The organism is Terasakiella pusilla DSM 6293 (genome assembly GCF_000688235.1).
Lineage (GTDB): Bacteria > Pseudomonadota > Alphaproteobacteria > Rhodospirillales > Terasakiellaceae > Terasakiella > Terasakiella pusilla.
The window spans coordinates 1-26,273 of the sequence record NZ_JHYO01000037.1 but is presented as its reverse complement, the minus strand read 5'-3'; the positions used below and the strand labels follow the sequence as shown (position 1 = coordinate 26,273).

General features: G+C 50.3%; 24 protein-coding genes. 14 read left to right on the top strand and 10 right to left on the bottom strand.

The window, feature by feature from the left end:
- Window positions 1–8: 8 nt before the first annotated feature.
- Window positions 9–317, bottom strand: a complete 309-nt coding sequence (locus Q397_RS0118160) for an STAS domain-containing protein (protein WP_028880625.1) — start codon at window positions 315–317, stop codon at window positions 9–11.
- Between the two features lie 69 nt (window positions 318–386).
- Window positions 387–3,221, bottom strand: coding sequence for a sensor histidine kinase (locus Q397_RS0118155; RefSeq protein WP_028880624.1), 2,835 nt, complete (start codon window positions 3,219–3,221; stop codon window positions 387–389).
- A gap of 80 nt (window positions 3,222–3,301) precedes the next feature.
- On the opposite strand from Q397_RS0118155, the gene Q397_RS0118150 reads away from it, so the two are divergent.
- The 4 genes from Q397_RS0118150 (at window position 3,302) to Q397_RS24465 (ending at window position 5,668) form a co-directional block, all read left to right on the top strand.
- Window positions 3,302–3,508: a dodecin gene (locus Q397_RS0118150; RefSeq protein WP_028880623.1), complete on the top strand. Its 207-nt coding sequence runs from the start codon at window positions 3,302–3,304 to the stop codon at window positions 3,506–3,508.
- 142 nt (window positions 3,509–3,650) lie between these two features.
- The gene (dusA, locus tag Q397_RS0118145; protein WP_028880622.1) at window positions 3,651–4,664 is read left to right on the top strand and encodes a tRNA dihydrouridine(20/20a) synthase DusA; all 1,014 of its coding nucleotides are present in this window, start codon (window positions 3,651–3,653) and stop codon (window positions 4,662–4,664) included.
- A gap of 114 nt (window positions 4,665–4,778) precedes the next feature.
- Complete coding sequence (locus Q397_RS0118140) at window positions 4,779–5,174, top strand: bacteriohemerythrin (RefSeq protein WP_028880621.1); 396 nt, start codon at window positions 4,779–4,781, stop codon at window positions 5,172–5,174.
- 107 nt (window positions 5,175–5,281) lie between these two features.
- Window positions 5,282–5,668: a bacteriohemerythrin gene (locus tag Q397_RS24465; protein WP_051610303.1), complete on the top strand. Its 387-nt coding sequence runs from the start codon at window positions 5,282–5,284 to the stop codon at window positions 5,666–5,668.
- A 6-nt stretch (window positions 5,669–5,674) separates the two neighbouring features.
- Here the strand turns inward: Q397_RS24465 and Q397_RS0118130 are convergent, their stop codons facing one another.
- The 6 genes from Q397_RS0118130 to Q397_RS0118105 form a co-directional block, all read right to left on the bottom strand.
- Window positions 5,675–6,190, bottom strand: coding sequence for a hypothetical protein (locus Q397_RS0118130; protein WP_028880620.1), 516 nt, complete (start codon window positions 6,188–6,190; stop codon window positions 5,675–5,677).
- A 90-nt stretch (window positions 6,191–6,280) separates the two neighbouring features.
- The gene (locus Q397_RS0118125) at window positions 6,281–6,979 is read right to left on the bottom strand and encodes an exonuclease domain-containing protein (protein WP_028880619.1); all 699 of its coding nucleotides are present in this window, start codon (window positions 6,977–6,979) and stop codon (window positions 6,281–6,283) included.
- 18 nt (window positions 6,980–6,997) lie between these two features.
- Window positions 6,998–8,851, bottom strand: a complete 1,854-nt coding sequence (locus Q397_RS0118120; RefSeq protein WP_028880618.1) for a DUF294 nucleotidyltransferase-like domain-containing protein — start codon at window positions 8,849–8,851, stop codon at window positions 6,998–7,000.
- A gap of 172 nt (window positions 8,852–9,023) precedes the next feature.
- The gene (locus Q397_RS0118115) at window positions 9,024–10,802 is read right to left on the bottom strand and encodes a sodium:solute symporter family protein (RefSeq protein WP_028880617.1); all 1,779 of its coding nucleotides are present in this window, start codon (window positions 10,800–10,802) and stop codon (window positions 9,024–9,026) included.
- Between the two features lie 24 nt (window positions 10,803–10,826).
- Entirely contained in the window at window positions 10,827–11,087 is a 261-nt protein-coding gene (locus Q397_RS0118110) for a DUF4212 domain-containing protein (protein ID WP_028880616.1), read from the bottom strand.
- A 483-nt stretch (window positions 11,088–11,570) separates the two neighbouring features.
- Window positions 11,571–13,676, bottom strand: coding sequence for a methyl-accepting chemotaxis protein (locus Q397_RS0118105; RefSeq protein WP_028880615.1), 2,106 nt, complete (start codon window positions 13,674–13,676; stop codon window positions 11,571–11,573).
- A gap of 208 nt (window positions 13,677–13,884) precedes the next feature.
- Here Q397_RS0118105 and Q397_RS23280 point away from each other — a divergent pair, with 208 nt between their 5' ends.
- Window positions 13,885–14,910, top strand: coding sequence for a Ppx/GppA phosphatase family protein (locus tag Q397_RS23280; RefSeq protein WP_240475100.1), 1,026 nt, complete (start codon window positions 13,885–13,887; stop codon window positions 14,908–14,910).
- 66 nt (window positions 14,911–14,976) lie between these two features.
- Entirely contained in the window at window positions 14,977–15,693 is a 717-nt protein-coding gene (locus Q397_RS0118095; protein WP_028880614.1) for an RlmE family RNA methyltransferase, read from the top strand.
- Here the strand turns inward: Q397_RS0118095 and Q397_RS0118090 are convergent.
- Complete coding sequence (locus Q397_RS0118090) at window positions 15,690–16,904, bottom strand: DUF2325 domain-containing protein (protein ID WP_028880613.1); 1,215 nt, start codon at window positions 16,902–16,904, stop codon at window positions 15,690–15,692. The genes Q397_RS0118095 and Q397_RS0118090 overlap by 4 nt on opposite strands.
- A 196-nt stretch (window positions 16,905–17,100) precedes the next feature.
- Here Q397_RS0118090 and Q397_RS0118085 point away from each other — a divergent pair, with 196 nt between their 5' ends.
- The 5 genes from Q397_RS0118085 to Q397_RS0118065 all read left to right on the top strand — a co-directional run bounded on the left by Q397_RS0118085 (window position 17,101) and on the right by Q397_RS0118065 (window position 22,831).
- Window positions 17,101–17,994 carry a DMT family transporter gene (locus tag Q397_RS0118085; RefSeq protein ID WP_084149117.1) on the top strand — a complete coding sequence of 298 codons (894 nt, stop codon included), beginning with the start codon at window positions 17,101–17,103 and terminating at the stop codon, window positions 17,992–17,994.
- A 97-nt stretch (window positions 17,995–18,091) separates the two neighbouring features.
- Window positions 18,092–19,555 carry an IMP dehydrogenase gene (gene guaB / locus Q397_RS0118080; RefSeq protein ID WP_028880611.1) on the top strand — a complete coding sequence of 488 codons (1,464 nt, stop codon included), beginning with the start codon at window positions 18,092–18,094 and terminating at the stop codon, window positions 19,553–19,555.
- A gap of 93 nt (window positions 19,556–19,648) precedes the next feature.
- The gene (locus Q397_RS0118075) at window positions 19,649–20,935 is read left to right on the top strand and encodes an RsmB/NOP family class I SAM-dependent RNA methyltransferase (RefSeq protein WP_028880610.1); all 1,287 of its coding nucleotides are present in this window, start codon (window positions 19,649–19,651) and stop codon (window positions 20,933–20,935) included.
- Entirely contained in the window at window positions 20,935–21,732 is a 798-nt protein-coding gene (locus Q397_RS0118070; protein WP_028880609.1) for a TSUP family transporter, read from the top strand. Before Q397_RS0118075 ends, Q397_RS0118070 begins: the two co-directional genes overlap by 1 nt.
- 127 nt (window positions 21,733–21,859) lie before the next feature.
- Window positions 21,860–22,831 carry an ABC transporter substrate-binding protein gene (locus Q397_RS0118065; RefSeq protein ID WP_028880608.1) on the top strand — a complete coding sequence of 324 codons (972 nt, stop codon included), beginning with the start codon at window positions 21,860–21,862 and terminating at the stop codon, window positions 22,829–22,831.
- Here the strand turns inward: Q397_RS0118065 and Q397_RS0118060 are convergent.
- Window positions 22,806–23,369, bottom strand: a complete 564-nt coding sequence (locus tag Q397_RS0118060) for a TetR/AcrR family transcriptional regulator (RefSeq protein ID WP_028880607.1) — start codon at window positions 23,367–23,369, stop codon at window positions 22,806–22,808. The two genes, Q397_RS0118065 and Q397_RS0118060, sit on opposite strands and share 26 nt — an antisense overlap.
- A gap of 99 nt (window positions 23,370–23,468) precedes the next feature.
- On the opposite strand from Q397_RS0118060, the gene Q397_RS0118055 reads away from it, so the two are divergent.
- From Q397_RS0118055 to Q397_RS23275, 3 genes are all read left to right on the top strand, one after another.
- Window positions 23,469–23,864 carry an MAPEG family protein gene (locus Q397_RS0118055; protein ID WP_038014699.1) on the top strand — a complete coding sequence of 132 codons (396 nt, stop codon included), beginning with the start codon at window positions 23,469–23,471 and terminating at the stop codon, window positions 23,862–23,864.
- Between the two features lie 68 nt (window positions 23,865–23,932).
- Window positions 23,933–25,486 carry a glutamine-hydrolyzing GMP synthase gene (gene guaA, locus Q397_RS0118050; RefSeq protein ID WP_028880605.1) on the top strand — a complete coding sequence of 518 codons (1,554 nt, stop codon included), beginning with the start codon at window positions 23,933–23,935 and terminating at the stop codon, window positions 25,484–25,486.
- A 124-nt stretch (window positions 25,487–25,610) separates the two neighbouring features.
- A partial coding sequence (locus tag Q397_RS23275) for a hypothetical protein (RefSeq protein WP_205618862.1) occupies window positions 25,611–26,273 on the top strand: 663 nt, incomplete at its 3' end.

The following is a 26,273-nucleotide window of genomic DNA, read 5'->3' as shown; positions in this document are numbered from 1 at the left end:
GTAACGTCTCAAGCGTCTTCGTACGGGATCAAACTATCAAACTCGGATATTTCCAAAATGTCTCGCACAGGGCTTTGGCCAATGCGCAAGGTGACTGTCTTGCCCAACTCCTCACACATTTCTTTCAAGACAAGGATCAAGCCCAAACCGGCCGAGTCCAAAAAATCCAGCTTGGTGACATCCACAATACATTTTGCCCCTGATGTCTCTATCGCCTTTTGGCTTAATAAGCGGAACTCTTCCTCATCTGTAACGGTCAATTCCCCTGTGAGCTGGACCGTCACCACACTATCACTTTCTTGCAGAGAATATTTCATCTCTCGCCCCTATTTTGTTTTTGTTAATCGATACTTAGATCATAGTCACAAAAGGGACATACTGACAACCTAAACAAATAACGGAAGTCTCATATAAAAATATGTCCACTTGCCTTCTTCGCTTTCGCAATGGACCTCACCTTTGTGCAAATGGGCGATTTGCCTGACAATACTTAGACCTAAGCCCGTGCCTTCCACATCCCCTGCCGCCTGTGCACGATAAAAACGATTGTAGATATTTTCTAAATCGCCTTTTGCGATCCCCATCCCCTGATCAGACACTCCAACAATCACATGAGAATCCTCACGCTTAACATGCAAGGTAATCACCGACCCTTTGGGGGAAAACTTGATCGCGTTGTTAATCAAGTTGTCCATTGCAATAGTAAACAACTCCTGATCCAGTGGCGCATGAACAGGCACATCCATCCCTTTAAACATGACCTGTCGATCTTTCAACGCGTCCTTATGGACTGCGACGATATCACGCACGGTTTGCGTCACCTCCAGTAGATTTGCCTCAAGTTTACCGCTTTGATTTTCAATTCGCTGGGTGGTGACCGTTGCATCAATCAATTTTGACAGCCTCAACACCGCATCACGTACAGTCTGCATCCGTTCGATGATCTCTTGCGGTTCCAATTTGGCGAGGCGGCGGCTAATGCGTTGGGCGGTACTATCGATTATTGCCAGCGGGTTTTTAAATTCGTGAGAGACAACAGACACAAACATTTTCTGTTGTTCGTTCACCTCCTGCTGGCGTCGCAATGCTTGAGACAGGTCATCTGCCTGTCTGCGCAACAGTTCTTGCTGGTCCTTAAAGGACGTAATATCCGTATAAACGACGATTGTGCCACCTGCCGGAGTTTTACGCCGTCGGGTCTGTATCCACCGTCCGTCAACCAACTGGATTTCTTCACCACTCACCCCCGCACTCAAACGGGCAATTCTTTCGGCTTGTTTCACCTCATTTTCCCCCGTACGCAGGGCCTGTAATTCACAAAGACGTTTGGCGGGAACACCAGGGCGGATCTCCATCGCCATTTCAGGGAAAAAGACCTCCACCTGACCGCTGGAAAATTCCAGCTTATTCTGATTGTCATACACTAAAATCGCATTATCCGCTGCATTGATGGAGGCAATCAGGCTTTCCCGCGCGCCCTTGACTTCGCGCGTGCGTGTCGCAACCAGTTGCGCCAGTTTATCGCGATGCTTCCGCAGCTCGACCTCAAACTTCTGCCGTTCAGTGTAATCAAGATACTGGCAGATGATTTTTTCAAGCTTCCCTGCTTTTCCATACACACAGGTATAACTCGCCACTGTCCACAATGTCTCACCTGCGGCACTCAGTAAGCGCTGCTCTATTTGCAGGTTCTCGTTCATATGACGCCGCGCCCCATCAAGCCAGCTCATAAACGCATCCCGTCCACTTAGATGGAGAAAGCTTTCCATATGCCGGGTAAACAATTCGTCCTGTCGATACCCCACAAAGTCCTGAAAGGCCTTATTGGTTTCTTTGACAAACCCTTCCGCATCCACAATCATCATGGGCACCGAACCTAACAAAAATGCCTGACGAAACTGTCTGTCCGTTTGCTCCAGCATCTCCTCAATCTCGATTTCTTTAGAGATATCTCGAAAGACCAACAGCCAACGTACATCAGGCACATCCAGCACCGATATAATGCGCACCTCCAACCGGACCTGTGAGGCGTGCTCCCTTTCCAGTTCAATAACGTAGGGGACGTCCAGAAAGTTAAAGCTGCCATCTTCCACATCTTTAAACACCAGATGATCCACACTTTCCTGACCGATCAGACCCGACAGATGTTCCCCAACTACATCCCCCACCTGCTTGTCAAAAAAATCATGGGCCAGGCGATTGGCAAAGCTCACCACGCAATAGCGGTTTAAGCCGATGACGCCTTCCCCCGCACTGTTCATCACCGTATTGTAAAACAGGTTTCGATTTGTAAGCTCGCTGGTTTGACGATTGATCGCGTCCGCCAACTGGCTTTCATACCTGTGGTGTTTCAAGCGACCAATAACCAATAACCCCGTCACCCCGATCCCCAACAAACTGACCAGCAACGCGATCAAGACATCATCCTTGCCTTGCCGGGCGACAAACTCCAGATCCAGCACCCGCCCAGCAACATTCACCTGAAAGATGGTCCGATCTGTTGGCTCACTCCCCTCATCCCATCCATTGGAGAACAAAAGGACCGGATTATTGACCACCGTGACGTCCTGCAAGCGCAGCGCCTTGAGCTGGGCTTTTTTGGATTTGAAAAGTGCCTCTATCGTATGTGATAGATCAAAAAAGCCCAGAACTATGCCGCGATTCCCCCCTTCACTTGACAGGCTGATATCTTCAACCGGCATCACCGCCCAATACCCCAACGCCTTGCTACCTGTCGGGTTTTCACGGGCACTCAGCAACAGGTGTTGTGTGCGCAACGCCCCGTCAATCAAGCGCTTGACCTTAGGCTGATTTAAAACCGCCTGCCCCTCATAAACACCGCGTTTGGGATAGGTCATGGCAAGGGCATAAAGGTCGTCTTGATCATGGTTTAAACGTTTCTCCACCCAATAAAGCTCACGCAAGGCCGGAAACCGTTTCAGAGACGTAGATACAAACAGATCAAATTGCGGTTCGGCAAAATCTTTATTGAACAAAATGACATTTTTAAGAGTACGGATCACTTCCGTTGCCGTGATCATCTCGGAACGCACTTCCGTCGCCATGGCTTGCGCCCATTCGTCAACGATGGAACGATCTTCATTCTTGAGCCAAAGATGCAGAATACCGCCCACAAAAATCGACAGTATGCTACCGATCAACCCAATCAGGACACCCCCGAAGATCCCCTTTTTGTTGTAAAGGAAGTCATTTTTTTCCATTTGAGACATGCATTCCTTAAATTTAGTACTATATCTATCATACGGCACCTATATCTGTGAAATAAATTAAGGGGTTATCCATGTCTGATCATGTTTACAAAAAAGTAGAACTCGTCGGCTCATCAACAACCACAATTGAAGATGCCATCAACAATGCACTCGCCAAAGCCCACAAAAGCCTGAAACACATTGACTGGTTTGAAGTGCAGGAAACCCGCGGTCATGTGGTCGATGGCAAAGTCGGTCATTATCAGGTTGTCCTAAAAGTGGGCTTCCGCCTCGAATAAACCTGCAGACCTCCCCCCCAGACAACCCATAAACCCAACTCTTCCCCACCTGCCAAGCGCGATGTGGGAAGAATTGGGTTTATTTTTGCACAAAAACTCACTACATACGGGGGCAGATCATCCCCTATTGTTAGTTTGTCCCATGACCACACCTCACGCCACCCCCACAGTCCCTACCAAAAAGAAACTGGATCGCCGCCTCTCCGTTGCGCCCATGATGGATTGGACGGATCGTCATCAGCGGGTCTTTATGCGTGGGCTGACGAAGGAAACCTTGCTCTACACGGAAATGGTGGTCGCACCTGCGATTATCTTTGGCAAAGATGGGCCGGGTCGTTTTCTGGACTTCAACGAAATTGAACATCCGATTGCCCTGCAATTAGGCGGCAGTGATCCGGCACAGCTGGCACAATGTAGCAAAATTGCCGAAGAATGGGGCTATAATGAAGTCAATCTGAACTGCGGCTGTCCAAGTGATCGCGTCAGTGCCGGACGTTTTGGCGCTTGTCTGATGGCGGAACCTGATCTGGTTGCCGATTGCATCAAAGCCATGCAGGACGCCTGTGATCTGCCCGTTACCGTAAAACATCGCATCGGCATTGATGATCTGGACAGCTACGATCTGCTTTGTACCTTTATTGACAAGGTTGCTCAAACCGGTTGCGAAACCTTTATCATCCATGCCCGTAAAGCATGGCTAAAAGGCCTAAGCCCCAAACAAAATCGCGAAGTCCCGCCCCTTCGTCACGATATTGTGCATGAGATCAAAAAAGATTTCCCCAATTTGGAAATTATCCTCAACGGCGGCATCCAAACGCTAGAAGAAGCCGCCAGCCATTTGGATAAAGTTGATGGGGTGATGATTGGCCGCGCGGCCTACGAAACCCCGTACATCATGGCAAACGCCGATCAATTGATCTTTGGCAGTGACGCCCCCATTGTGGACCGATTTAGTGCCCTTGAACAATTTATGCCCTATGTGGAAAAACAGGTCGCGAATGACGTCTATGTCCGTCATATGGCAAAGCACCTGTTTGGGCTCTTTCAAGGATTACGCGGAGCCAAAGCATGGCGACGCAGCCTGAGCGAAACCATGTTTCAGGACAACGCCCCGGCTGATATTATCCGCGAAGCGGCCCGACGCATTGAAATATAATAGCTTCTTGAGTTCCAATAGCGACAATTAGTCTTGCTGCATACAATATGCACCACTATACTTGGCACACCCTCCAAGAAGTAAGAAAAGAATGACGTCGTGAAACCAAGAAAAATGAGCTGGAATGAAACGCTCTCCACCGAATTATGCTCACTTGATCGTGACCATAAAAATCTAATTGAAGCCTTTAACGTCTTTGCTGATGCCCTTGATCGCAACGAGCCAACAGACAAACTCTTGGACATGTTCCAAGCGATGATCAACGAACTGGTCCGACATTTTGCCTTTGAAGAAAAAATGATGGAGAACATCGGCTTCAAAGAAATGATAGAGCACAAGCAACATCATGAGACACTCAACGCTGATGCGGTCGAAGTCCTGAGCGAACTCCGTCAAAGCGAATCGCCCGAAGACATTTTGGCATCTGTCAATTTTCTACGCGCCCTGATTATGAAACATATGGTCGAACAGGATCTCAAGATCAGAGATTTCATTCTCCGCGGCCTCTAACACATACAGGCGTATTTATTTATCAAAGCCCATAAAATTTCTTTGGCTTTCCCGATTCAACCTATGTTAGCGTCACAATAGAACTCACACATAGAGGGCGCGGCTTCATGCATTCCACATGGAAAGATGCATATAAAATCGGTATTGAAGAGATTGATCAAACCCACGAACACCTGTTCGCCCTCTTTAACGAGTTTGTCGAACTGTGCGGGAAACGTGCCCCCCTGCAAACCCTGCTCAGCAAGTTTCACACCCTAATCAGTTATGTCGAAGTCCATTTTGCAGAAGAAGAGCAGATCATGCAGGATCGTGGCTATGAAGACTTTGCCGATCACAAAGACATCCACAGCCACCTGATTTGCGATGCGAAAGAGGTGGCAAAAGACCTCGCGCGGGCTGAGGACAGCGACGACATGCTTCCCTACATCCACTGCCTGCAAAGCCTCATCATCGAACATATCCTGCGTCAAGACAGCCAGATCACAGCCCATTAATACGGTTTACTTGGTGCAGTAATAGTCCGTTAAATATGGGAATTCCTTTTGCCCTGTCCATTGCGCGATTTCCAGCAGATTTTGTTCCGCGGACACCTGTTCTGTGGGCATCATCGCAATGCGTTCTTTCTGGCAATCCACCAATACGGTCATATTCAGCGGGTCCACATATTCCTGAATCATCACAACAGCCCCTTGAATAATTCCGCTTTCTCCCACCTGTTTTGCTTGCTGTTTGGCATTGATCGCCAAAAAATGTGACACACGCGGAACAAGGGTTGTCCATGGTGCAAAGATGCTGGAGCTGCGATATTCCTTCAACACGACGATATCATCCCCATAACTGGCGGCTGTGCGATCAAACCAGCTATAACTCATGTAGATATTGAAGGAGAACAAAGTAATCCCCGCTACCATCGGCAAAAGGAACTTTGGCAACTGCACCCGCAAATAGCGTGCAATAGCCCAAATCGGTCCACAAACCACAGCGACCAGACAGATGGCGATTAAAATTGTCCACATGAGATAAATCTACTTTTTAAAAGAAGGGGTAAAGGCCCCTGAAAATGCGAGAAAACGCAGGTTTTGTCAATGTTTCGGACCCATTTCGGGTTATTTATTTCGAAACATAATCTCCCGCAAGGTGATCGTTTCGCCTTTGGTGGCTTTATGGGCGGTTTGCGCCAAAAACAACTCCCCTGACGCGACCGCATCCACCAAGGCATTATGCGCCCGATAGCGCGGCAAGTTATAGACTTCGCGCGCTTTTGCCAAACGCAAGACCCCGCCATCTATCGGCTGATTACGTTGTTGTCGGTTACGTTTTTCCAGCTCCAGCGTATCCACCGCACGGGTTAAAAGCGGATAGCCGTAAATGCGCTCACACGCCACATTCAAAAACCCGATTTCAATCGGGGCATGATGGGCCAATAACACCCGGCCAGACAGTGCCTTCAGGACATGAGGTAAAATATCTTCCAGCGGTTCAGCCTCCGCCAGTCGATCGTCGGTCAGTCCATGCACAATCACGGACTCTTCCGGCAAGGCATGGGAAGGGCGCACCAGATAATGCGCCGCTTCCGACAGGACCACATTTTGATTAACGATCGGGGCGAAACCGATACTAAGGATTTCATCCGTCTGTGGGTTAAGCCCTGTCAGTTCCAGATCAATACACAGATATTCCAGTTCCTTATAGTCGGTCTCCGGCCAAGGGATTGGTTTTCTGTAATAGTCTTTCATGGGACCGTCCGGCATGCGGATCAGGTACCATTCACGTCGTAAATCCGGCCCAAACAGGCGTTTCCACATAAGTTTTTCTCCCCTATCTTATGTGTAGGCCGATGCCAAGGCCGATTGCATGGTTTTAACCACGTTGAACGCATCCTTCAAGTGGTTCCTCTCGAAGTGGGACATATCATCGGGTGCCATAAAGTTATCGGCCTTTTGCCCATTCTGGATTTGCTTGGCCTGATGGCGCAAGCGGGTAATGCTGATAAATTCCAGCGCATCCAGCAAGTCATTCGCCCCGGCCTGACTGATCACCTTGCGCTCCACCGCTGCTTTTAAGCGATCTTCTGTATTAATCTCGGACAAGCCGACATCAAGTGCGTAGGTTCGCGCCAGATCAATAATCGGCACCACGCCATTATGTTTCAGATCAAAGGTATGATTATGCTCGCCCCCGCGGATCAACACGAAGTTTTTAAAGAAACCAAGTGGCGGCTGATGAGACAAGGCATTGCCCGCCATAAAGGACAGGAAAATGCGGTTGCCCGTAGACTTATCGATCACAAACTTGCGTAAATCGTCATACAGGCTCTCAGTGCCATGAAGCGCGCGCATATCAAAGAAAATGCTGGACAGCATCAATGCTTCCGGCTCCGGCGTATCGATCCATTTTGCAAAATAACGTTTCCACACCGACAAAGGTTGGCGCCACTTGTCATTTGTCGCCATCACATCTCCAGGGCAATAGACATAGCCACAGGCGTTCAAGCCATCACAAACAAACTTCGCCAAGGCACGGAAGTAGTCGCCATGCACGGCTTCCTCATAACTGTCATCCAGAATAATGCCATTATCCTGATCCGACAGCGCCGTCTGTTCATGGCGTGCTTCCGACCCCATGATGATCCATGTATAAGGGATCGGTGCTTGCCCCAGTTCCTCTTCCGCCATTTGGATCAAGCGTGTGGCAATCGCATCGGTCACCGTAGACACCACATGCCCGACATTATGGGCGCTTGCCCCGCCATTTACCAAGTTCATCACCATGGTCGGGACTTGCTTAACCACATCCTGCAAGCCTTCAATCGTATCGCGTTTATAGATATCACCGACCAGATAGACCATGGATGTCGACTGTTTCTGCACGATATTGGTATTGGTAATCACCCCTGCCGCACGCCCTGCATCCATCACCGGCAAGTGACGAATATTCTTCTGGGACATCAACAGCATGGCATCAAACAAATAGTCTTCCGCATCGATGCAGATGGGGTTTGCCGTCATGATATCACTCAACGGCTTGGCAATATCAAAGCCTTTAGCAACGACCCGGTTGCGCAGATCCTTATCGGTGACAATCCCGACAATGGCATCGTCTTTTAGCACCAACAGACAGGACACCCCTTCCTTGGACATCTTCTGGGCGGCCTGTTGAATAGTGGTCTCGGGTTCAATCGTAACCGGCCCCTGACGGCGCAGGAGATCACGCACCTTGGTGGTCACAAGCCCCATATCTTCATGCCCGTTTTGATGGGAATGCTCTTGTGCACTGCGTAAACGCTCTGCCCCCATGGGCGCAAAGAAAAAGGCAAACTGGGGATATCTGTCGCGCAGATTATTGAACTCGGCAACCGGCAACAAATACAGCAGGCTATCTTCAATCGCCTCGCAACGATTGACCGCCACACCACGCAAAATCGCGCGAACCCCAAAGCACTCCCCTTCGGACAAACGCGCCAGCAGATTGCCATCCGGGTCCAGCGTCTCTACCGCACCGGTCCGTACAACCCAGAGAAACCCATTTTCTTCACCCGGTTGAAACAAGATTGTACCGCGTCGGGCATAGCGCACTTCTATGGATTTCGGCAAGACTTCCAATGCCTCGTCCGGTAACAGATCGAAGGGATGATGTATCTTTAAAAAATCCCGTATTTCGATTAACTCAATATCCATGAAGACCCCCGTCATCTGATTAATTTTACATGATCTTGGGGGTTTTATCGGCAAAGGTCAAGCGCAACCTATCGTCTTGTATATAAAAGAGAAACCCCTGAAAAATAGATATAAAAAAAACGGGCCTAGCTGAACTAGACCCGTCTTTTATTTGGTTAAGTAGCCGTCGATCTTAGTGATCTTGTGCCGCACCCGCCCCTTTCGGGATACGAATGTCTTCAACCATGGCTTCAATTTCAGCCGGTACCGGTGCAGACATCTTCATGAAGATGAAAGCGACCGTAAAGTTGATGATCGCACCAACGGTACCAAATGCTTCCGGTGAAATACCGAACAAGTGGTTCGCAGGTGTGTTCGCCAGCAACTCTGTACCAGAGATGAAGAAGAACCCTTTGTACGCAAAGATGTACAACAGTGTGGAGATGATACCAGCCAACATACCGGCAACCGCACCTGTGTTGTTCATCTTCTTGGAGAAGATCCCCATCATCAAAACCGGGAAGATGGACGACGCAGCCAAACCGAAGGCCAGAGCCACCGTTTGTGCCGCAAAGCCCGGAGGATTAAGACCGAAGTAGCCCGCAACAACGATCGCACCGATCATAGAGACACGCGCCCACATCAGTTCCTGCTTCTCGGAGATGTCCGGCTTGAATGTGGATTTCAACAAATCGTGAGAAATCGCAGAAGAAATCGCCAGCAAGAGACCCGCCGCTGTAGACAGGGCAGCCGCAAGACCACCAGCCGCAACAAGGGCGATAACCCAGTTTGGCAGTTGAGCAACTTCAGGGTTGGCCAGAACCATGATATCACGGTCAACCTTCACCATTTCGTTACCTTTCCAGCCCCACTCGGCAGCTTTCGCAGCAAACTCTTTGTTTTTATCATCGTAATACTGGATACGACCGTCACCGTTTTTATCTTCAAACTTCAACAGGCCAGTTGCTTCCCAGTTTTTAAACCACTGCGGACGCTCGTCATAAACGAGGTTACCTTCAGGGGAACCAATTTCACCAACCTGAATAGCGTTCATCAGGTTCAAACGAGCCATAGCGCCTACAGCCGGTGCCGTTGTGTAAAGCAAGGCGATGAAGACCAGTGCCCAACCCGCAGATGCACGCGCATCACGTACTTTCGGCACTGTGAAGAAGCGGATGATAACGTGCGGCAGACCCGCTGTACCAATCATCAGAGAGAAGGTGTAGAAGATCATGTTCACGGTACCGCCTTTAAGGGCCGTATATTCCGAGAAGCCGAGATCCATCACAACCTGGTTCAATTTTGTCAGCATCGGTGTGCCGTCAGCAACAGTGTTGGCAAACAGGCCAATTTGCGGCAGCGGTGAACCTGTCAGGTTCAAAGAGATGAAGACAGCCGGTACAGTGTACGCACAGATCAAGACGCAGTATTGTGCGATCTGAGTGTATGTTACACCTTTCATCCCACCAAGTACCGCGTAGAACGCAACTGTGATCATACCGATCAGAAGACCCATTTCGTAGGACACTTCCAAGAAGCGACCAAACGCAACGCCGATCCCTTTAACCTGACCGATAACGTATGTTACAGACGCAACGATCAAACACCCAACCGCAACAACACGTGCTGTTGTTGAATAGAAACGGTCACCGACGAATTCCGGCACAGTAAATTTGCCGAATTTACGCAGGTACGGCGCCAGCAGAAGTGCCAAAAGCACGTAACCACCGGTCCAGCCCATCAGGAAGATAGACGCATCGTACCCTGTGAAGGCGATCAAACCCGCCATAGAAAGAAAGGATGCCGCAGACATCCAGTCTGCCGCTGTTGCCATACCGTTGGCAACTGGGTGTACACCGCGACCCGCAGCATAAAATTCACCCGTTGAGCCTGCTTTGGCCCAAATCGCGATACCAAAGTAGAGCGCAAATGAGCCGCCTACAAAGATATACGTAAGTGTTGATAAATCCATTTTATGTCATTCCCCAGACGTAATTTAGTCTTCATGCACGCCAAAATCGGCATCAATTTGCGCCATTTTCTTGGAATAGATGATAATCAACGCCAAGAAGACATAAATTGAACCCTGTTGCGCAAACCAGAAACCCAGACCAACGCCGCCAAATGGCACCATTGCATCCAGCTGGTCACGCAGGAGAATACCAAAGCCGTAAGAGCAGATTGCCCATACGACCAAAAGCCAAGTTACGAGGCGAATGTTTGCTGCCCAGTAGCCTTGTCCGTCATGATCACTCATTAAAAAAAGCCTCCCCTACAAATCGAGAGCTTCCACCCTTATAAAGAGTGGTTTTTTTGTTTACAAAAAATTCTCTACGGCAACTTTGTTACAAACTCAGTGCCGCAACCCACATTTTTGTACCTTAAGAACTCCCTCACGGTCTAGTGAACAATGTAAAAAAAAGTGAGAATTTTTAATTTTATGTAGGTATTACCAACAACATTGTGCAACTGCGAAGCTACAGAGGCATTCTCCCCCCTCTCCTCAACCCTTTGTTTTCTGCGTGTATTCGCAAATCAAATGGCAAAACGGCACAATTCTGCCATTTCTGGTATTACCGACCATTTTTTTTCGTTTTGTGCACTGCACTATGCGTTTTTTTCATGCCAGATTGGAGAATCTCGTATACCTCCTAAGGGAGAATCAAAATTTTTGACAACAAAAAGGAGGTCAATCCCCGCGGGACTGACCTCCGATCTTCCTTCGTATGTATCCGTAAAACTACGCAGATTTGCTGTCTTCGTTGCTATCTCTGATCATCTCCAAGAAAGTTCGAACCTCTTCCCCCAACGCCTGAATGGACGCATCCATATCATCGACGGAAGCCTGCAATTGTTCGGCTTGCTCCCCCGACACCTGCGCACCTTCGCGCACCTGCGAAATCGTCGAGGTCACTTCCGCCGCCCCTGCGGCTGCCTGTTGCACATTATTGGAAATTTCGCTGGTCGCTGCGCCTTGTTCTTCCACCGCCGCAGCAATGGTCGAAGCAATCTCGTTGACGTTCATCACCGTGTCGGACACAGTCTTGATCGCTTGCACCGTCCCGCGGGTTTCATCCTGAATGGACATAACCTGTTTGGCGATTTCATCCGTTGCCAAGGCGGTTTGGTTGGCAAGGTTCTTCACTTCCGTTGCCACAACCGCAAACCCTTTGCCGGCCTCGCCTGCCCGCGCGGCCTCGATGGTCGCATTCAGGGCTAACAAGTTGGTTTGCGCCGCGATGTCATTAATCAGACTCACGACCTCGCCAATCTTTTCCGCCGATGCGGCAAGACGCCCGACCATCTCATTCGCCCGCCCGGACTCATTGACCGCTTCCTGCGTGGTGTTAGAAGACAACTGGACTTGCGCGCTGATCTCGTTAATCGACGCGGACAACTCTTCCGTTGCAGACGCCACCGCATTTGCATTGCTAGAAGACTCTTCCGCACTGGAGGCCACAACGATGGCCTGATCAATCGAGCTTCTCGAAATCTCCGACATATGCCCGGCATCCTGCTTCATCTTTTGTGCAGAGGCAGTGATTTTGGCGATGGTCTGCCCCAAGGTCACTTCCAACTGTTCTGCCATACGTTCACGATCTTCTGCACGCTGGCGGCTGGCGCGACGCAGGGTTTCTTTCTGCTCCTCCTCCAACTGCAACATGCGCTTGGCGTTGTCGCGGAAAGTTTCCAGCGCCGTGTTCATCTCCCCAACTTCATCGCCACGTTCCGTTCCGGTGATTTCCACATCATAATTCCCCTGCTGCAACTCGGTGATCATCCCGACAGAGGCATTCAGCGGATTGCGAATAATCATCCGACCGGCGATTTGCAGGGAAACCATCAACACAATGACAAGAACCACCGCAACCACAATCATGTTCCACATGATCGCATCCGCTGTTTCCGTCAAGGTCGATGTCGGAATAGAAACCGCAATATACCACGGGCTATTCACGTCCTTAATCTGGACGGGCAGAAAAAGGTTATGGTGCCCCCCAAATTCTTCAATGACGACATCCTTGCCTTCTTTTATCAATGTATCAAGGGCCGCAAGCTGCGGGGCATCATCCTTGCCCAGTTCCTTACCGATTTTGGTTTTGTCAGGATTGGCAACCCATTTGCGCTTGTTGGAGATCAAAGACACCGTCCCTGTCCCCATAGGGCTGAGTTTGGCAAAAGCGGCGGCGATATCATTCACCGACATATCCACCCCGATAACCCCAATGGTTTTTCCCTGTTCATCCTTTAAGGGATAGACGAAGGACGGCAGCAAAATATTTACCCCGTCGATATCATACATCACAGGATCAACCACAAACGGCTGTCCCGTCTGCATGGGTATTTTATAATAGTCGCTGGTGCCGTCATCTGCCAACTCATCAAGGCTGGTCAGATAATAGGGCTGTAGGCCTTTGCCGAAGTTATAAAAATAGGTGACGTAGCGCCCGGTTGTCTCGTTATGTGGCTTCTGCCCCATAAAGTCGGCATCGCGTCCATCCAATGCATTCGGCTCATAGCCGGCCCAGGCCCCCGCAATTTCGGGGTGGGCAAGCATGGTATCTTCCAGAACCGCATTATAAACGGCCCGATTATCAACACCGGTCCGACGCATGGAGGTAAAGGTCTTTTGTAAGGTTTTTGCCACCATCATGGCATTATCCAATTGCAGCTTCACTTCCTTTTCATGCGTTCGCCCTAGCTCTGCCGCCGCATAAAGTGACACCCGCAACGTTTCATCGGAGGCCTGTTTCGCCGCAATTGAAATACCGACCCCAAGACAAATCACAACAATCAATGACGAAATAATCGTCATCTTTCCACTTAACGAAAAATTTCCCAACATTGCTATACCCCTAAAACATCATTCCACATTGAACATGAGATCAGTAGAATATACAAAAAATCAACTGTCAATTAATATACATAGGAACTGTTCGCGCATACTCATTACATTTTTATGTCTTTGTTGCTTCCAAGGTCGTGACATTTGGTATACAAATAAGCCAAGCATTAGGTGATATGAAAATATCAATCTGACAGGACATAAAATAGTGGTATCCAATTACACGCAGCAACGCAGGCGGCGAAAACCTCCGTTCCGACGGCAAGGCTCGACCCCCGCCCCGCTTTACGCTGCACTTGACCTCGGCACCAACAACTGCCGAATGTTGATTGCAAAGCGTACCCAGCAGGGCTTTCATGTTATCGACTCTTTTTCGCGCATCACCCGACTGGGGGAAGACCTCGCCCAAAGCGGCCTGCTGAGTCAGGATGCAATGGAACGGACCCTGAAGGCCCTGTCCGTTTGCTCAAAAAAATTACAATCACGTAACGTACAGTTTATTCGAAGCGTTGCAACCGAGGCTTGTAGGCGCGCAAAAAACGCTGACCTTTTTCTTGATCGGGTAGAACGTGAAACCGGCATCTCTCTGGAAGCCATCCCGCCGATCGAAGAAGCTTCCCTCGCCTTAACCGGCTGCGCTTCCCTGCTTAATCTGCAAAAACCCAAAGCGCTTGTGTTCGATATTGGCGGCGGCAGTACCGAAATTATGTGGATTGAACTGGACCGTGTCGGTGATCCCCAAGTCGTCGATGTCATCTCTCTCCCCATCGGGGTTGTGACCGTCTCTGAAAAATATGCCAGTGCGCAAGAAGTCACCGCCCAAAATTACCAGGCCATTCAAGATCGAGTGACAGAAGAAATAAGCGCCTTTAGTGAACGTAACCAGATTGCCGAGCAAGTTCGCGCCGGTCAGGTCCAGATGCTCGGCACGTCAGGAACCGTCACCACATTGGGGGCCATCCACCTGCGCCTACCGCGCTACCTGCGTTCTAAAGTCGATGGAATGAAGCTGCCATTTGACGAAATTTATCGTGTCTCGGAAAACCTGACCAAGATGGATTGCGACCAACGCGCAGCCCACCCTTGCATCGGCAGCAACCGCGCAGACCTTGTGCTGGCAGGATGTGCTATCCTCGAAGCCCTCTGCAAACTCTGGCCTGTCGGGGAGCTGACGATTGCCGATCGCGGGATCCGTGAAGGAATTCTGTTAAAATTAATGCGCGAACAAGACTAGAGACTTTCTTTCTGCTATAAAGAAGACTATGTAAGCGCACTTTCCACCGAAGAAATATATAAAGCCATGTCCCAGACCAAAAAATGGAAAACTCCTCAAGCACGTCGCGATAAAACCGTTCGTGTCAAAACCGCACGCGGTCGCAAGTCCTCTTCAACACGTTGGCTGCAACGTCAATTGAATGACCCGTACGTGCAGGAAGCACGGCGTCTGGGCTATCGCTCCCGCGCGGCCTTCAAGCTGATCGAACTGGACGACCGTTTCAACTTCTTGAAACCCGGCCAAAAGGTTGTCGATCTTGGCTGCGCACCGGGCGGCTGGACACAGGTCTGTGCGGAACGTATCGAAGCAGAGAAAAACCCGAACGGACACGTAATCGGCATCGACTTACAGGAAGTGGAAGATATTCCGGGTGCAACCTTGCTGGTGGGTGACTTTATGGAAGATGACGCCCCTGCCCGCCTGAAAGAAGTTATCGGCGGCAGTGTGGATGTGGTGCTCAGTGACATGGCTGCCGCTGCTAGTGGCCATCCTCAAACCGATAACTTGCGCATTACGGCCCTTGTTGAGCTCGCGGCTGTCTTTGCCGTAGAGGTCTTGAAAAAAGACGGCTGGTTTGTCGCCAAAGTACTTGCAGGTGGCACCGATGCAGACGTTCTCCAGCAGCTTAAGAAAAGCTTCACCACCGTCAGACATGCCAAACCACCGGCAAGCCGCAAAGATTCTTCCGAAACTTATGTGCTTGCCAGTGGCTTCAGGGGCAAAAACGAATATTCCGATTAATCGACCAACTTCTCGAAATATTCCCCTTTCAGGCTTTCCAGCCCCTTTGTAAAGGCCCCCAATCCCTGACTACGCAACGGGATAAAGGGTTTTTCCTGCTTCATGCACAGACGCTTGATCTCACGCGTGGCCTCGTGACTTACGCAGGTGACGGGAAACATCACCGCGTCTGCTTGCGATAAAATACTGACCAGACGGGCCTGACCATCATGCAGCCCACCATCGTGGTGGATAAACTGCCCGTTCTTTTCTTCCACTTTTTTGCGGAAGAAAGCCGCCTGTTTGGTCTGCCCCCCAATATAAGCAATGCATCGACCACACAAATCGGACTCCGCGGCGGGGCATCCCTCTTCTTCCATACACGGCGCGATCTGGGCTTCCTGCTCCTGCTGGTTTACGAGAGCTGCACGTAATTCTTTATTCCGTTCTTCCACAGCCGCCAGCTTTTCCTGCAAGTCCTTGACACGATCCGTTTCCTGAATGACCCGCAAGGTTAGGCAATCGATGCGTTTTTCCAATCGGGCAACGGTTTCGCCGTCACGTTCTGCCAGCAACAGGGCTTCTAATTCGTCAGACTTGCTCGCCTTAATCTCGGCCTGTTTCAAATCTGCTTTCAAATTTCCGATCAGGTGATCACGTTTGGAAATGGCTTTGCGTGATGTTTTGTGCAGATCATCAAGTTCTGTTTTCAAGTGATCACACGCCCCACGCAGGTTGGCTATCTCGCGGTGATCCGCACGGTTCGCCGCCCCTTCAAGGTGGGACAACATATGGACCTCGCCATACACCTGCGCCAACAAATCCATGGACGCATTGGGATGGGTCATAACTGACCAGAACGCACCGGAAATGTCACCATTATGCAGGGCTTCCACCCATTTTTGCTCAAGCTCCGCTGTGGTTTTCAAGCGCTCAAAAGCTTTAATGGTTCTATAGAATTTACGCTCAAGATATTTATGGAGCAATTTGCCCACACCTTGGCTGAAATGTGCCTGCGAAACAAAGAAGGAATGGAGCTTATAATCAGCCGTACGGCCTTCAAAAGAGGGGGCTTTACATTTCACCGCGATCTTTTTGATATCCGCCTGATTAAGGCAGGTGCCGATCACCGCACAATGCCAATGCATATCCAATTCCCACAATTTGCGGCGTTTGGTCCGAACCTTAAGATCACCTTCTTTGATTAAACCTAAAGGCTTTGCATTACACATTAAAAGAACTCCGAACAAAAAACTGACTTGGGCCTCCAACATTTATGGAGAAGAAGAAAAAGGCTGAAGACCCAAGCCGTCGTTTCACAGTGTCTCTGGGAGAGACAAATGGACGATATTAATAATCATTATCATTTGCAAGCACTTTTTTTATTCTTTTTCGACAAATTGCACTTTTTGTTTTATCGTCAGCGACATGTTCAAGTTTACTTCATTGGGTCAGGACGAGGTTTCCCCTGCCCTTGGCATCATCAGCGCCCTTTTAATTGCCGGACTTTGGTCCGGCTTTATTGTGGTGTCACGAATGGGCGCACAAAGCCCCTTAAGCGTCTATGACATGGCGGCGCTGCGCTTTGGCTTTGCGGGACTCGTGCTGTTACCTGCCACATTCATGTGGTGGCCCATACGGTTAAAAATCTGGCAGATACTTATCTTGGCAGCAGGCACCGGCGTTCCCTACGCCCTATTTGCTTATGCTGGCTTCCTGTTCGCGCCGGTTTCCCATGGTGGTGTGTTTATTAACGGGGCCCTGCCCGTTTTCACTACCATCGTTGGTATGGTCTGGATGAAGTCCTATCCCAATACGCGCACATGGATTGCCATTGCCATCATTCTGTTGGGGTGTGGATTAACCGCCTTTGCAAAAGACGGCTTTGGCGGTGGTGATAGCTGGATGGGCGACCTGTTATTTATGGCCGCCGCCCTGACCATGGCAGTCTATATGCCCGCGACAAAAATCTGGAAACTGACCATGAAAGAATTGATGAGCTTTGTGCCGTTCGTCAATGCCATCCTGTTTCTACCGATCTGGTATCTGTTTTTGCCCAGCCACCTTGAGGAAGCCGAAACTTCGGACATCTTACTCCAGATGCTCTATCAGGGTTTGGGGCCGAGCATACTGGGACTCGTCTTTTTCTTTCTGGCTATCAAGCACCTTGGGGCGACCCCGACAGCCGCTATCCTTGCACTTGTCCCCTCTATTGCCGCCCTTTTGGGTATTCCGCTTCTTGGGGATATTCCTCATATTTATGAGTGGGTTGGCATGGGACTTGTGACCTTGGGGATTTGGATAACTTTACGGGCGAAATAAAATAACAATCCGGCGAACAAACTTGTGGAAGTTTGCTAAAACATGTGTATATATAACGCGCCAAATCCAACCGAACCCCTCGCATATGGAGATGGCCGTGACTATTAAAGAAGCTTTGACCTTCGATGACGTATTGCTGGTACCCGCAGCGTCAGACGTTTTACCCGCTACCGCAAACACTTCTACGCAACTGACACGCGATATTCGCTTGAATATTCCGCTGGTTTCTGCGGCGATGGACACAGTTACGGAAAGCCGCCTCGCCATTGCCATGGCGCAAATGGGCGGGATCGGTGTTATCCATAAAAACCTTGATATCGCAGAACAGGCTTCTGAAGTCCGCAAGGTTAAGAAGTTCGAGTCGGGCATGGTTGCCGACCCGCTGACTTTCCCGCCAGATGCGACCTTGGCTGAAGTTCTCTCCAAAAAAGAAGAAGTCAAATTTTCGGGCTTTCCGGTTGTCGAGCGTGGCTCAGGTAAACTTGTCGGGATCATTACCAACCGCGATATGCGCTTTGCGGAAAATCCTAAGCAGCCGATCTCCGAATTGATGACAAAAGACAATCTCGTCACGGTAAAAGAGGGTGTATCCGGTGACGAAGCCAAACGACTGCTGCACCAGCATCGTGTAGAGAAACTGCTTGTTGTCGACGATAAATACCGCTGCATCGGCCTTATTACCGTGCAGGATATCGACAAAGCCGAAACCAACCCCAACGCCTGTAAAGATGCCCAAGGTCGCCTGCGTGTGGCTGCGGCAACAGGCACAGGCGATAGCGGCTGGGAACGTTCTATTGCCCTGATCGACGCCGGTGTTGACGTCTTGGTCGTTGATACGGCCCACGGTCATTCCCGCGGTGTCCTTGAGCAAGTGGCCCGCATCAAAAAACAACATCCAAACACACAAGTTATCGGTGGCAACATCGCAACAGCCGCTGCTGCCCAAGCTCTGATCGATGCGGGTGCTGATGCGGTAAAAGTCGGGATCGGCCCAGGCTCCATCTGTACAACCCGTATCGTCGCCGGTGTGGGTGTTCCACAATTGACCGCCGTTATGAACGCGGTTGAAGCGGCTGATAAAGCGGGCGTTCCGGTCATCGCCGATGGCGGGATCAAACATTCCGGGGACATTGCAAAAGCGATTGCAGCCGGCGCAAGCTCCGTCATGGTTGGGTCTATGCTGGCAGGCACCCACGAAGCACCGGGCGAAGTTTTCCTCTTCCAAGGGCGTTCTTATAAAGCGTATCGCGGCATGGGCTCCATGGGCGCGATGGCGCGTGGCTCTGCGGATCGTTATTTCCAAGCTGACGTGAAAGACGACATGAAGTTTGTCCCGGAAGGGATCGAAGGTCGCGTCCCTTACAAAGGGGAAGCAGGCGCCATCGTTCACCAGATGGTCGGCGGCTTGAAATCTTCCATGGGTTACACAGGCTGTGCCACCATTGAAGAAATGCGCAAAAACTGCGAATTTAACCGCATCACAAACGCTGGCCTTCGTGAAAGCCACGTTCATGACGTGACCATCACACGGGAAGCGCCGAACTATAGCGGCCGTTCCTAATTTATATCCTGTTGTTGCAACAGGACTTTATGCTACGTTGAACCCCTACCCCTAACGGTGGGGGTTCCTTCTTTTTTACGGTATATCTGCCCCATGAAACCTTCTGCACGCCTCCAATCCGCTATTGAAATTCTCGACGCTGTCTTTGACGGTAAACGCCCTGCCGACGCCCTCATCGGGGATTACTTCAAGGCGCGCCGTTTTGCCGGATCAAAAGACCGCCGCGCCATCACAGATCGGGTCTACCGGATTTTGCGCGCACGGGCGAAGCTGGGCTGGATGGCAGAACAGGTCGAGATTTCCAGCTCACCACGCATCCTCGTCCTTATGGACTGTATCGTGCAAGGCGAAGAGGTCGAAAGCCTGTTTGATGGCGATCAATATGCCCCAGCCGCCCTGAAAGGGCGGGAACTTGAGGTCTTGGCGCCGTTGGCAGCACTGGATATCGCAACGGCCCCCGACCACATCCGCCTTGAATATCCAGAATGGCTGGATGCTGATTTGCGCAGTTCCTTAGGGAATGATTTTGAAGATGTGCTCACTGCCTTGAACGAAGAAGCCCCGCTGGACCTGCGCATCAATGCACTCCATCCCGATGCGGATCAGGCCCAAGGCGAACTTGCCAAACAACAGATCGAAACCGATCAAGGCAGCTATTCTCCCCTTTGCCTGCGGACTCGCAAAAAGGTCAAGCTGGGCGGGATCCAAGCCTATAAAGACGGGCTTGTCGACGTGCAGGATGAAGGCTCGCAACTGATCGCCTTGCTCAGTGAAGCTGAAGGCGCTGAACTGGTCATGGACTTTTGTGCAGGTGGTGGTGGCAAGACCCTTGCCCTAGCGGCGGAGATGAAAAATCAGGGCCATCTTTACGCCCTCGACATCTCCTCAACCCGACTTTATAAAATGAAGCGCCGACTGGAACGGGCGGGCGTGGAAAACGTCTTGCTCAATCCCATCAAAAATGAAGTAGACCCATGGCTGAAACAATTTGAACTGCGCGTGGATCGCTTGCTGATCGACGCGCCTTGTTCCGGCCTTGGGGCGTGGCGTCGCAACCCGGAAAGCCGCTGGAAGATTACGTCCGAACTGTTGGAAGACATGATCTCGCGCCAGGAACGCATTTTAAAGAGCGCCGCGGCCCTGATTCAGCCGGGTGGTCGCCTGATCTATGCCACATGCTCACTCTTAAAGCGGGAAAATGAAGATCAGATTGCAAAATTCTTGAAAGAGAATGATAACTTTGTCATTAAATCTGTTCAAGAGGTCTGGGATAACCGTCTCGGCACCCCTTGCCCGTTTGACGGAGACTTCATGATCATGCGCCCGGACCTTCATCACAGTGACGGTTTCTTCTGCGCCATTTTGGAACGCACAAACTAATGGACTTCCTTGCCCTCGACACCCTGTTGTTTCTCTTTGCCATCGGGGCGATTTCTGGATTTGTAGACTCAATTGCTGGCGGCGGCGGCCTGATCGCCCTGCCCGCTTTGCTTGCCGCAGGCCTTAACCCCGCCCAAGCACTTGCGACCAACAAACTGCAAGGCAGCTTCGGCACCTTTGCCGCCACGGCCAACTTCATCCGCAAAGGGCATCTAAAGTTAACCGAGATCTGGCCCATGATCCTGCTGACCTTTGTCGGCGCAGCGGCGGGGACCATCCTGATTCAAAAACTGGACTCGTCCTTTCTGGTCGATGTCATGCCGTTTTTACTGATCACGGTGGGCTTATACTTTCTGTTTCAGCCCCAGATCGGCACTGAAGATCGCGACAAAAAGCTGGGCATGTGGGGCTTTTCCGTTCTCTGTGGCTTCACTATCGGGTTTTATGACGGCTTTTTCGGCCCCGGTACCGGGTCTTTCTTCGCCATCGCCTTTATTGCGTTGATGGGGTTCAATATCCTGAAGGCCACTGCCCATACAAAGGTCTTGAACTTCACCAGCAACATTGCATCGCTTACCTTCTTTATCCTTGGCGGGCAAGTAATCTGGATCGTCGGACTGGTCATGGCGATGGGTCAAATGATCGGCGGCTTTATCGGGTCAAGCATGAGCATGAAACACGGCTCGCGCATTATTCGTCCCTTACTTGTGGTTATATCTTTCGCCATGACCGCAAAGGTTATATGGTCCACACCGGATCACATTATCCGCGAATGGCTCTCTATCCTTTTCAATTAAAGCGTTTTCAAGGAAAGATACTGCCCAGAAACACCTTTACAGCATCAACTTAAAGTCATAAAACGGCCGCAGAAATAAGCTCTGTAAAAGTTATGTTTGGGTTGATGTGTTCTGGAGGACAGGTCAAATGTGTGTCAGATCTATCAAGAGACTTGTTTGGCTCCTCGGGATTGCCGTTCTTCTTGTCAGTTCACCGCTCTGCGCCCAACAGGCAAAAGTACTGATCGTCTACTCCCAAATTGCAGAACCCTACACCACCTTCATGCAACATTTTCATGAAGCCCTAAAAGACGCCGATATCAGCTACCAGACCATAAACCTAAACAACCGCGAAAAAATTGTCGAACGTCTACTGAGCGATCATGCGTCAGAGACCCCCGATGCACTTGTTGCCGTGGGGACAGTTGCCCTCAGAGCCATCCGCACCCAAAAAGTCCTGGATAGTCAAATTCCGGTCTTTTTCGGCATGGTCAGCGATCCGATCGGGGAAGGGGTAATTGATGCGTTTAACGCACCGCCCAAAGGCCATTTTACCGGCGTGTCCTTTTCAATTGATATCCGTGATCGCCTGCGTGACCTAAAACGCCTTTTACCAGCCGCAAAAAAAATCGGCGTCATCTATTCCACCATGCCTCAATCTGTCAGCTATAAAAAATGGATTGATGAGGTTGCTGGCGAAGCGGAATTTAAAGACCTCCGTTTCATCTTTAGACGGATCGGGATGCGGCCCTATAAAGACGGCCCCACCGACATGATCCACGCAGCCAAACGCCATGTGCAAGACATTAAAGATGTTGTAGACGTTTATCTGTCCCCCAATGACCAAATGGGCATTTTGCCAAAGTTTGCCCAAATGGTGGTGCGTGATACTGGAAAGCCTGTCTTTGGACTTGCCAGAAAAGACGTTCAAGCACCCAAAGCCGCCTTTGCCTCCAGTGCGCCACGTCTGTCTTCCGCCGGGGAAAAACTGGCCCAACAATTGAGCGACTATCTCGCGGGGGCGGATTTTAAAACCCTCCATCCCACACAACCGGAATACGATCTGATCATCAATCAGCAGACCGCAGACCTCTTCAAGATTTCGACAGTAGGTTTTTAACTTCCACGCGGGCCTCTTGCAAGATACGCTCAGACACAGCTTCATCATCCACCATGCGCGACAATGTCACCGCCCCGACCATCAGGGACAGGGCGGCATAACCTTTAGACTTTTCATCCTCCCCCTTAAGCCAACGGGCAAAACGGGTGACAAGTGAAGTTAAGCGTTTGCGCGGCTTTTGATCAAGGCGCGTTGCTTCTTGGGTCAAGGTCGTCAGTAAGCAGCCTTCTTCAGGGTGATCACGATGACCTTCCCCGAGATACCAGTCAATCACCGCCTCTTTCTGATCTCTCAGGTCAACAATACCTTGAGCCTCAAAATGAGCTAACCCGTCGCGCACCATATTTTCACACAGGACTTCATCCAACAAATCGTCCTTTGATTTGAAGTGGGCATAAAACCCGCCACGGGTCAGTCCCGCTTCTTTCATCACCCGATCAATGCCAGCCCCTTTATATCCTTCACTTTTCCATAATTTGCGCGCCGCCTCGACAATGCGTTGGCGGGTTAGTTCTTTGTGGCCTTGTGGATACCCCATACTGATACTGCCTCAATTCGTCTGGACTCACCGTTAAATATGTTATACATCATATTTTAAATATGACATGCATCATATTTAATTACAGGAGCGTTTTTAATGTCTACACCTTTACTGACTGTCACCCCCCTTTATGCGACAGGACTGACCGTTTTATTTCTAATCTTGACCTTCAACATTATTAAACTGCGCAACAAACACCGTGTTGCCTTGCTCGATGGCGGGGTCCCCGATCTGCAACGCGCCATCCGTATCCATGCCAACTTTATTGAATATGTTCCCCTCTGTTTAATTCTCCTCGCCTTTGCCGAATTGAATGGGGCGGCGAGCTTGTATCTCCACATTCTAGGGTCGATTCTGCTGCTTGGACGTATCCTTCATGCCCTCTCCCTTCATACTCGCGTGCTTAAAATGCGGGTTGCAGCCATGATGTTGACCTTTGCCTGCCTCGTCTTCAGCCTAATCTTGCTGATTACATCCTCTTTCATCCTCTAGGCTATTGTCGCTCGTCCCCCCTTGTTGTATGTTGCGGCCACTTTCAAAAAGACATAACTGGTGTCCCCATGACCGATCGCATTCTTATCATCGACTTTGGATCTCAGGTAACACAGCTGATTGCACGACGCGTGCGCGAAAGTGGTGTTTACTCTGAAATTCATCCCTTCAATTCCATCACCGATGCTTTTCTGGACGAGTATGCGCCCAAAGCCATCATTCTGTCCGGTGGCCCGGCTTCCGTAACATGGGAAGAATCACCGCGCGCACCTGAAAAAGTATTTGAGATGGGTATTCCTGTCCTTGGCATCTGCTATGGGCAGCAAACCATGATGGAACAGTTGGGCGGTAAGGTGGAAACCTCCGACCATCACGAATTTGGCCGCGCCTTTGTCGATGTAAACAAAGAATGTTCGATCTTTAAAGGCATCTGGGAAGTTGGCGCGAAAGAACAAGTCTGGATGAGCCACGGCGACCGTGTCTCTAAACTCGCACCGGGCTTTGAAGTTGTCGCAACATCAGAAGGCGCACCGTTCGCCGCCGTTGCCAACGAAGAAAAGAAATTCTACGCCGTACAGTTCCACCCGGAAGTCGTCCACACGCCGCATGGCGCACAATTGATCCAAAACTTCACACATGAAGTCGCGGGTTGTTCTGGCGACTGGACAATGGCCGCCTTTAAAGACCAAGCGATCGAGGCGATCCGTAAACAGGTCGGTGACGGTAAAGTGATCTGTGGTCTGTCCGGCGGTGTTGATAGTTCTGTTGTTGCGGTTCTGTTGCACGAAGCCATTGGCGACCAGTTGACCTGCGTCTTTGTAGACACCGGCTTCATGCGTGCAGGCGAAGCAGAGGAAGTTGTGACCCTTTTCCGTGACCACTTCAACATCAAACTCATCCACAAAGATGCGTCCAAATTGTTCTTTGACGCGCTCGGTGATGAAATCGATCCTGAGAAAAAGCGTAAAACCATCGGTGGCCTGTTTATCGATGTCTTTGAAGAAGAAGCCAAAGCCGCAGGCGGCGCAGATTTCTTAGCACAAGGCACCCTGTATCCAGACGTGATCGAGTCCGTGTCCTTCACCGGCGGGCCAAGTGTCACGATCAAATCGCACCACAACGTGGGCGGCCTACCCGCACGCATGAACATGGCACTGGTTGAACCCCTGCGTGAACTGTTTAAAGACGAAGTCCGCGAATTGGGTCGTGAACTAGGTTTGCCCGACCATTTTGTTGGTCGCCACCCCTTCCCTGGGCCGGGTCTTGCCATCCGTATTCCGGGCCAGCCCCTGACGCCAGAAAAATGCGATATCCTGCGTAAAGCCGACGCCATCTATCTGGAAGAAATCCGCAACGCCGGCCTCTATGATGCCATCTGGCAAGCCTTCGCTGTCCTTCTGCCCGTCCGCACGGTCGGCGTAATGGGCGATGCCCGCACCTACGACTACGTCTGTGCCCTGCGCGCCGTGACATCAACAGACGGCATGACCGCCGACTACTACCACTTCGACCACGAATTCCTCGGTCGCGTCACCAACCGCATCATCAACGAAGTCCGCGGCATCAACCGCGTTGTCTATGATTGCACGTCCAAACCACCAGGGACGATTGAGTGGGAATAATTCCCGCATTCAAAATATAGAGATTACAAAGACTTAGATTTTACACAGTCTTTTCATAGTCATTCAGGGTATGTTATTTTTCAATAGGTTAGAAATTTAGCTGACGGAAGAATTACATACTCTGGTGATTATCGCTCAACATAAGTGCTCCGCAACCAAGACGTTTGTCGATCAGCACCCCATTCTCGGCGGGGACGCAATCGTTTATCGCACCCGACAGAACGGTGAAATCTACCAATTCCGCACATGGATACCGGCTGAGAAAAAATATTACCGTAAGACGTTAAAGACCCGTGATCTCGACACGGCGTTGGAACGCGGTAAACAGCTATTCTATGACATTCAGTTACAACTACGAACCGGACGTAAACTGTTCGGGTTGAAGGTCGGTGAATTGGTTGAAGAGTTCTTGAAGTCTCAGGAACAACGGGTTGCTACGGGGCTAATCACCCACGGTCGATACCTGACGATCAAGACCCAACTGACCAAACATCTCTATGAATTTCTTGGTGATCGTAATCCTAAAGTTGGTTCGAACCGGCAGATCAACGAAATTGATAAATCGAAATTCTATAATTTTGCACAGCATCGCCGATTAACGTCGCCCGGCGTCAAAGACGTTACCATCAGAAACGAACAAACCACGCTGAATGCCCTGTTTAAATGGGGCTACCGTAATGGCTACGTTCATTTTGAGACGGTGGACTTTGAAGAAATACGGGTCCGTAACGCTGATCGACGTGACACGTTTACCTTTGAAGAATGGCGTTTAATTTACGATTATTTG

What these genes read in the sequence shown, in the direction of transcription:
- Q397_RS0118160 (WP_028880625.1), bottom strand. Translation starts at nt 317, where the DNA reads ATGAAATATTCTCTGCAAGAAAGTGATAGTGTGGTGACGGTCCAGCTC.
- Q397_RS0118155 (WP_028880624.1), bottom strand. Translation starts at nt 3,221, where the DNA reads ATGGAAAAAAATGACTTCCTTTACAACAAAAAGGGGATCTTCGGGGGT.
- Q397_RS0118150 (WP_028880623.1), top strand. Translation starts at nt 3,302, where the DNA reads ATGTCTGATCATGTTTACAAAAAAGTAGAACTCGTCGGCTCATCAACA.
- dusA (WP_028880622.1), top strand. Translation starts at nt 3,651, where the DNA reads ATGACCACACCTCACGCCACCCCCACAGTCCCTACCAAAAAGAAACTG.
- Q397_RS0118140 (WP_028880621.1), top strand. Translation starts at nt 4,779, where the DNA reads ATGAGCTGGAATGAAACGCTCTCCACCGAATTATGCTCACTTGATCGT.
- Q397_RS24465 (WP_051610303.1), top strand. Translation starts at nt 5,282, where the DNA reads ATGCATTCCACATGGAAAGATGCATATAAAATCGGTATTGAAGAGATT.
- Q397_RS0118130 (WP_028880620.1), bottom strand. Translation starts at nt 6,190, where the DNA reads ATGTGGACAATTTTAATCGCCATCTGTCTGGTCGCTGTGGTTTGTGGA.
- Q397_RS0118125 (WP_028880619.1), bottom strand. Translation starts at nt 6,979, where the DNA reads ATGTGGAAACGCCTGTTTGGGCCGGATTTACGACGTGAATGGTACCTG.
- Q397_RS0118120 (WP_028880618.1), bottom strand. Translation starts at nt 8,851, where the DNA reads ATGGATATTGAGTTAATCGAAATACGGGATTTTTTAAAGATACATCAT.
- Q397_RS0118115 (WP_028880617.1), bottom strand. Translation starts at nt 10,802, where the DNA reads ATGGATTTATCAACACTTACGTATATCTTTGTAGGCGGCTCATTTGCG.
- Q397_RS0118110 (WP_028880616.1), bottom strand. Translation starts at nt 11,087, where the DNA reads ATGAGTGATCATGACGGACAAGGCTACTGGGCAGCAAACATTCGCCTC.
- Q397_RS0118105 (WP_028880615.1), bottom strand. Translation starts at nt 13,676, where the DNA reads ATGTTGGGAAATTTTTCGTTAAGTGGAAAGATGACGATTATTTCGTCA.
- Q397_RS0118095 (WP_028880614.1), top strand. Translation starts at nt 14,977, where the DNA reads ATGTCCCAGACCAAAAAATGGAAAACTCCTCAAGCACGTCGCGATAAA.
- Q397_RS0118090 (WP_028880613.1), bottom strand. Translation starts at nt 16,904, where the DNA reads ATGTGTAATGCAAAGCCTTTAGGTTTAATCAAAGAAGGTGATCTTAAG.
- Q397_RS0118085 (WP_084149117.1), top strand. Translation starts at nt 17,101, where the DNA reads ATGTTCAAGTTTACTTCATTGGGTCAGGACGAGGTTTCCCCTGCCCTT.
- Q397_RS0118075 (WP_028880610.1), top strand. Translation starts at nt 19,649, where the DNA reads ATGAAACCTTCTGCACGCCTCCAATCCGCTATTGAAATTCTCGACGCT.
- Q397_RS0118070 (WP_028880609.1), top strand. Translation starts at nt 20,935, where the DNA reads ATGGACTTCCTTGCCCTCGACACCCTGTTGTTTCTCTTTGCCATCGGG.
- Q397_RS0118065 (WP_028880608.1), top strand. Translation starts at nt 21,860, where the DNA reads ATGTGTGTCAGATCTATCAAGAGACTTGTTTGGCTCCTCGGGATTGCC.
- Q397_RS0118060 (WP_028880607.1), bottom strand. Translation starts at nt 23,369, where the DNA reads ATGGGGTATCCACAAGGCCACAAAGAACTAACCCGCCAACGCATTGTC.
- Q397_RS0118055 (WP_038014699.1), top strand. Translation starts at nt 23,469, where the DNA reads ATGTCTACACCTTTACTGACTGTCACCCCCCTTTATGCGACAGGACTG.
- guaA (WP_028880605.1), top strand. Translation starts at nt 23,933, where the DNA reads ATGACCGATCGCATTCTTATCATCGACTTTGGATCTCAGGTAACACAG.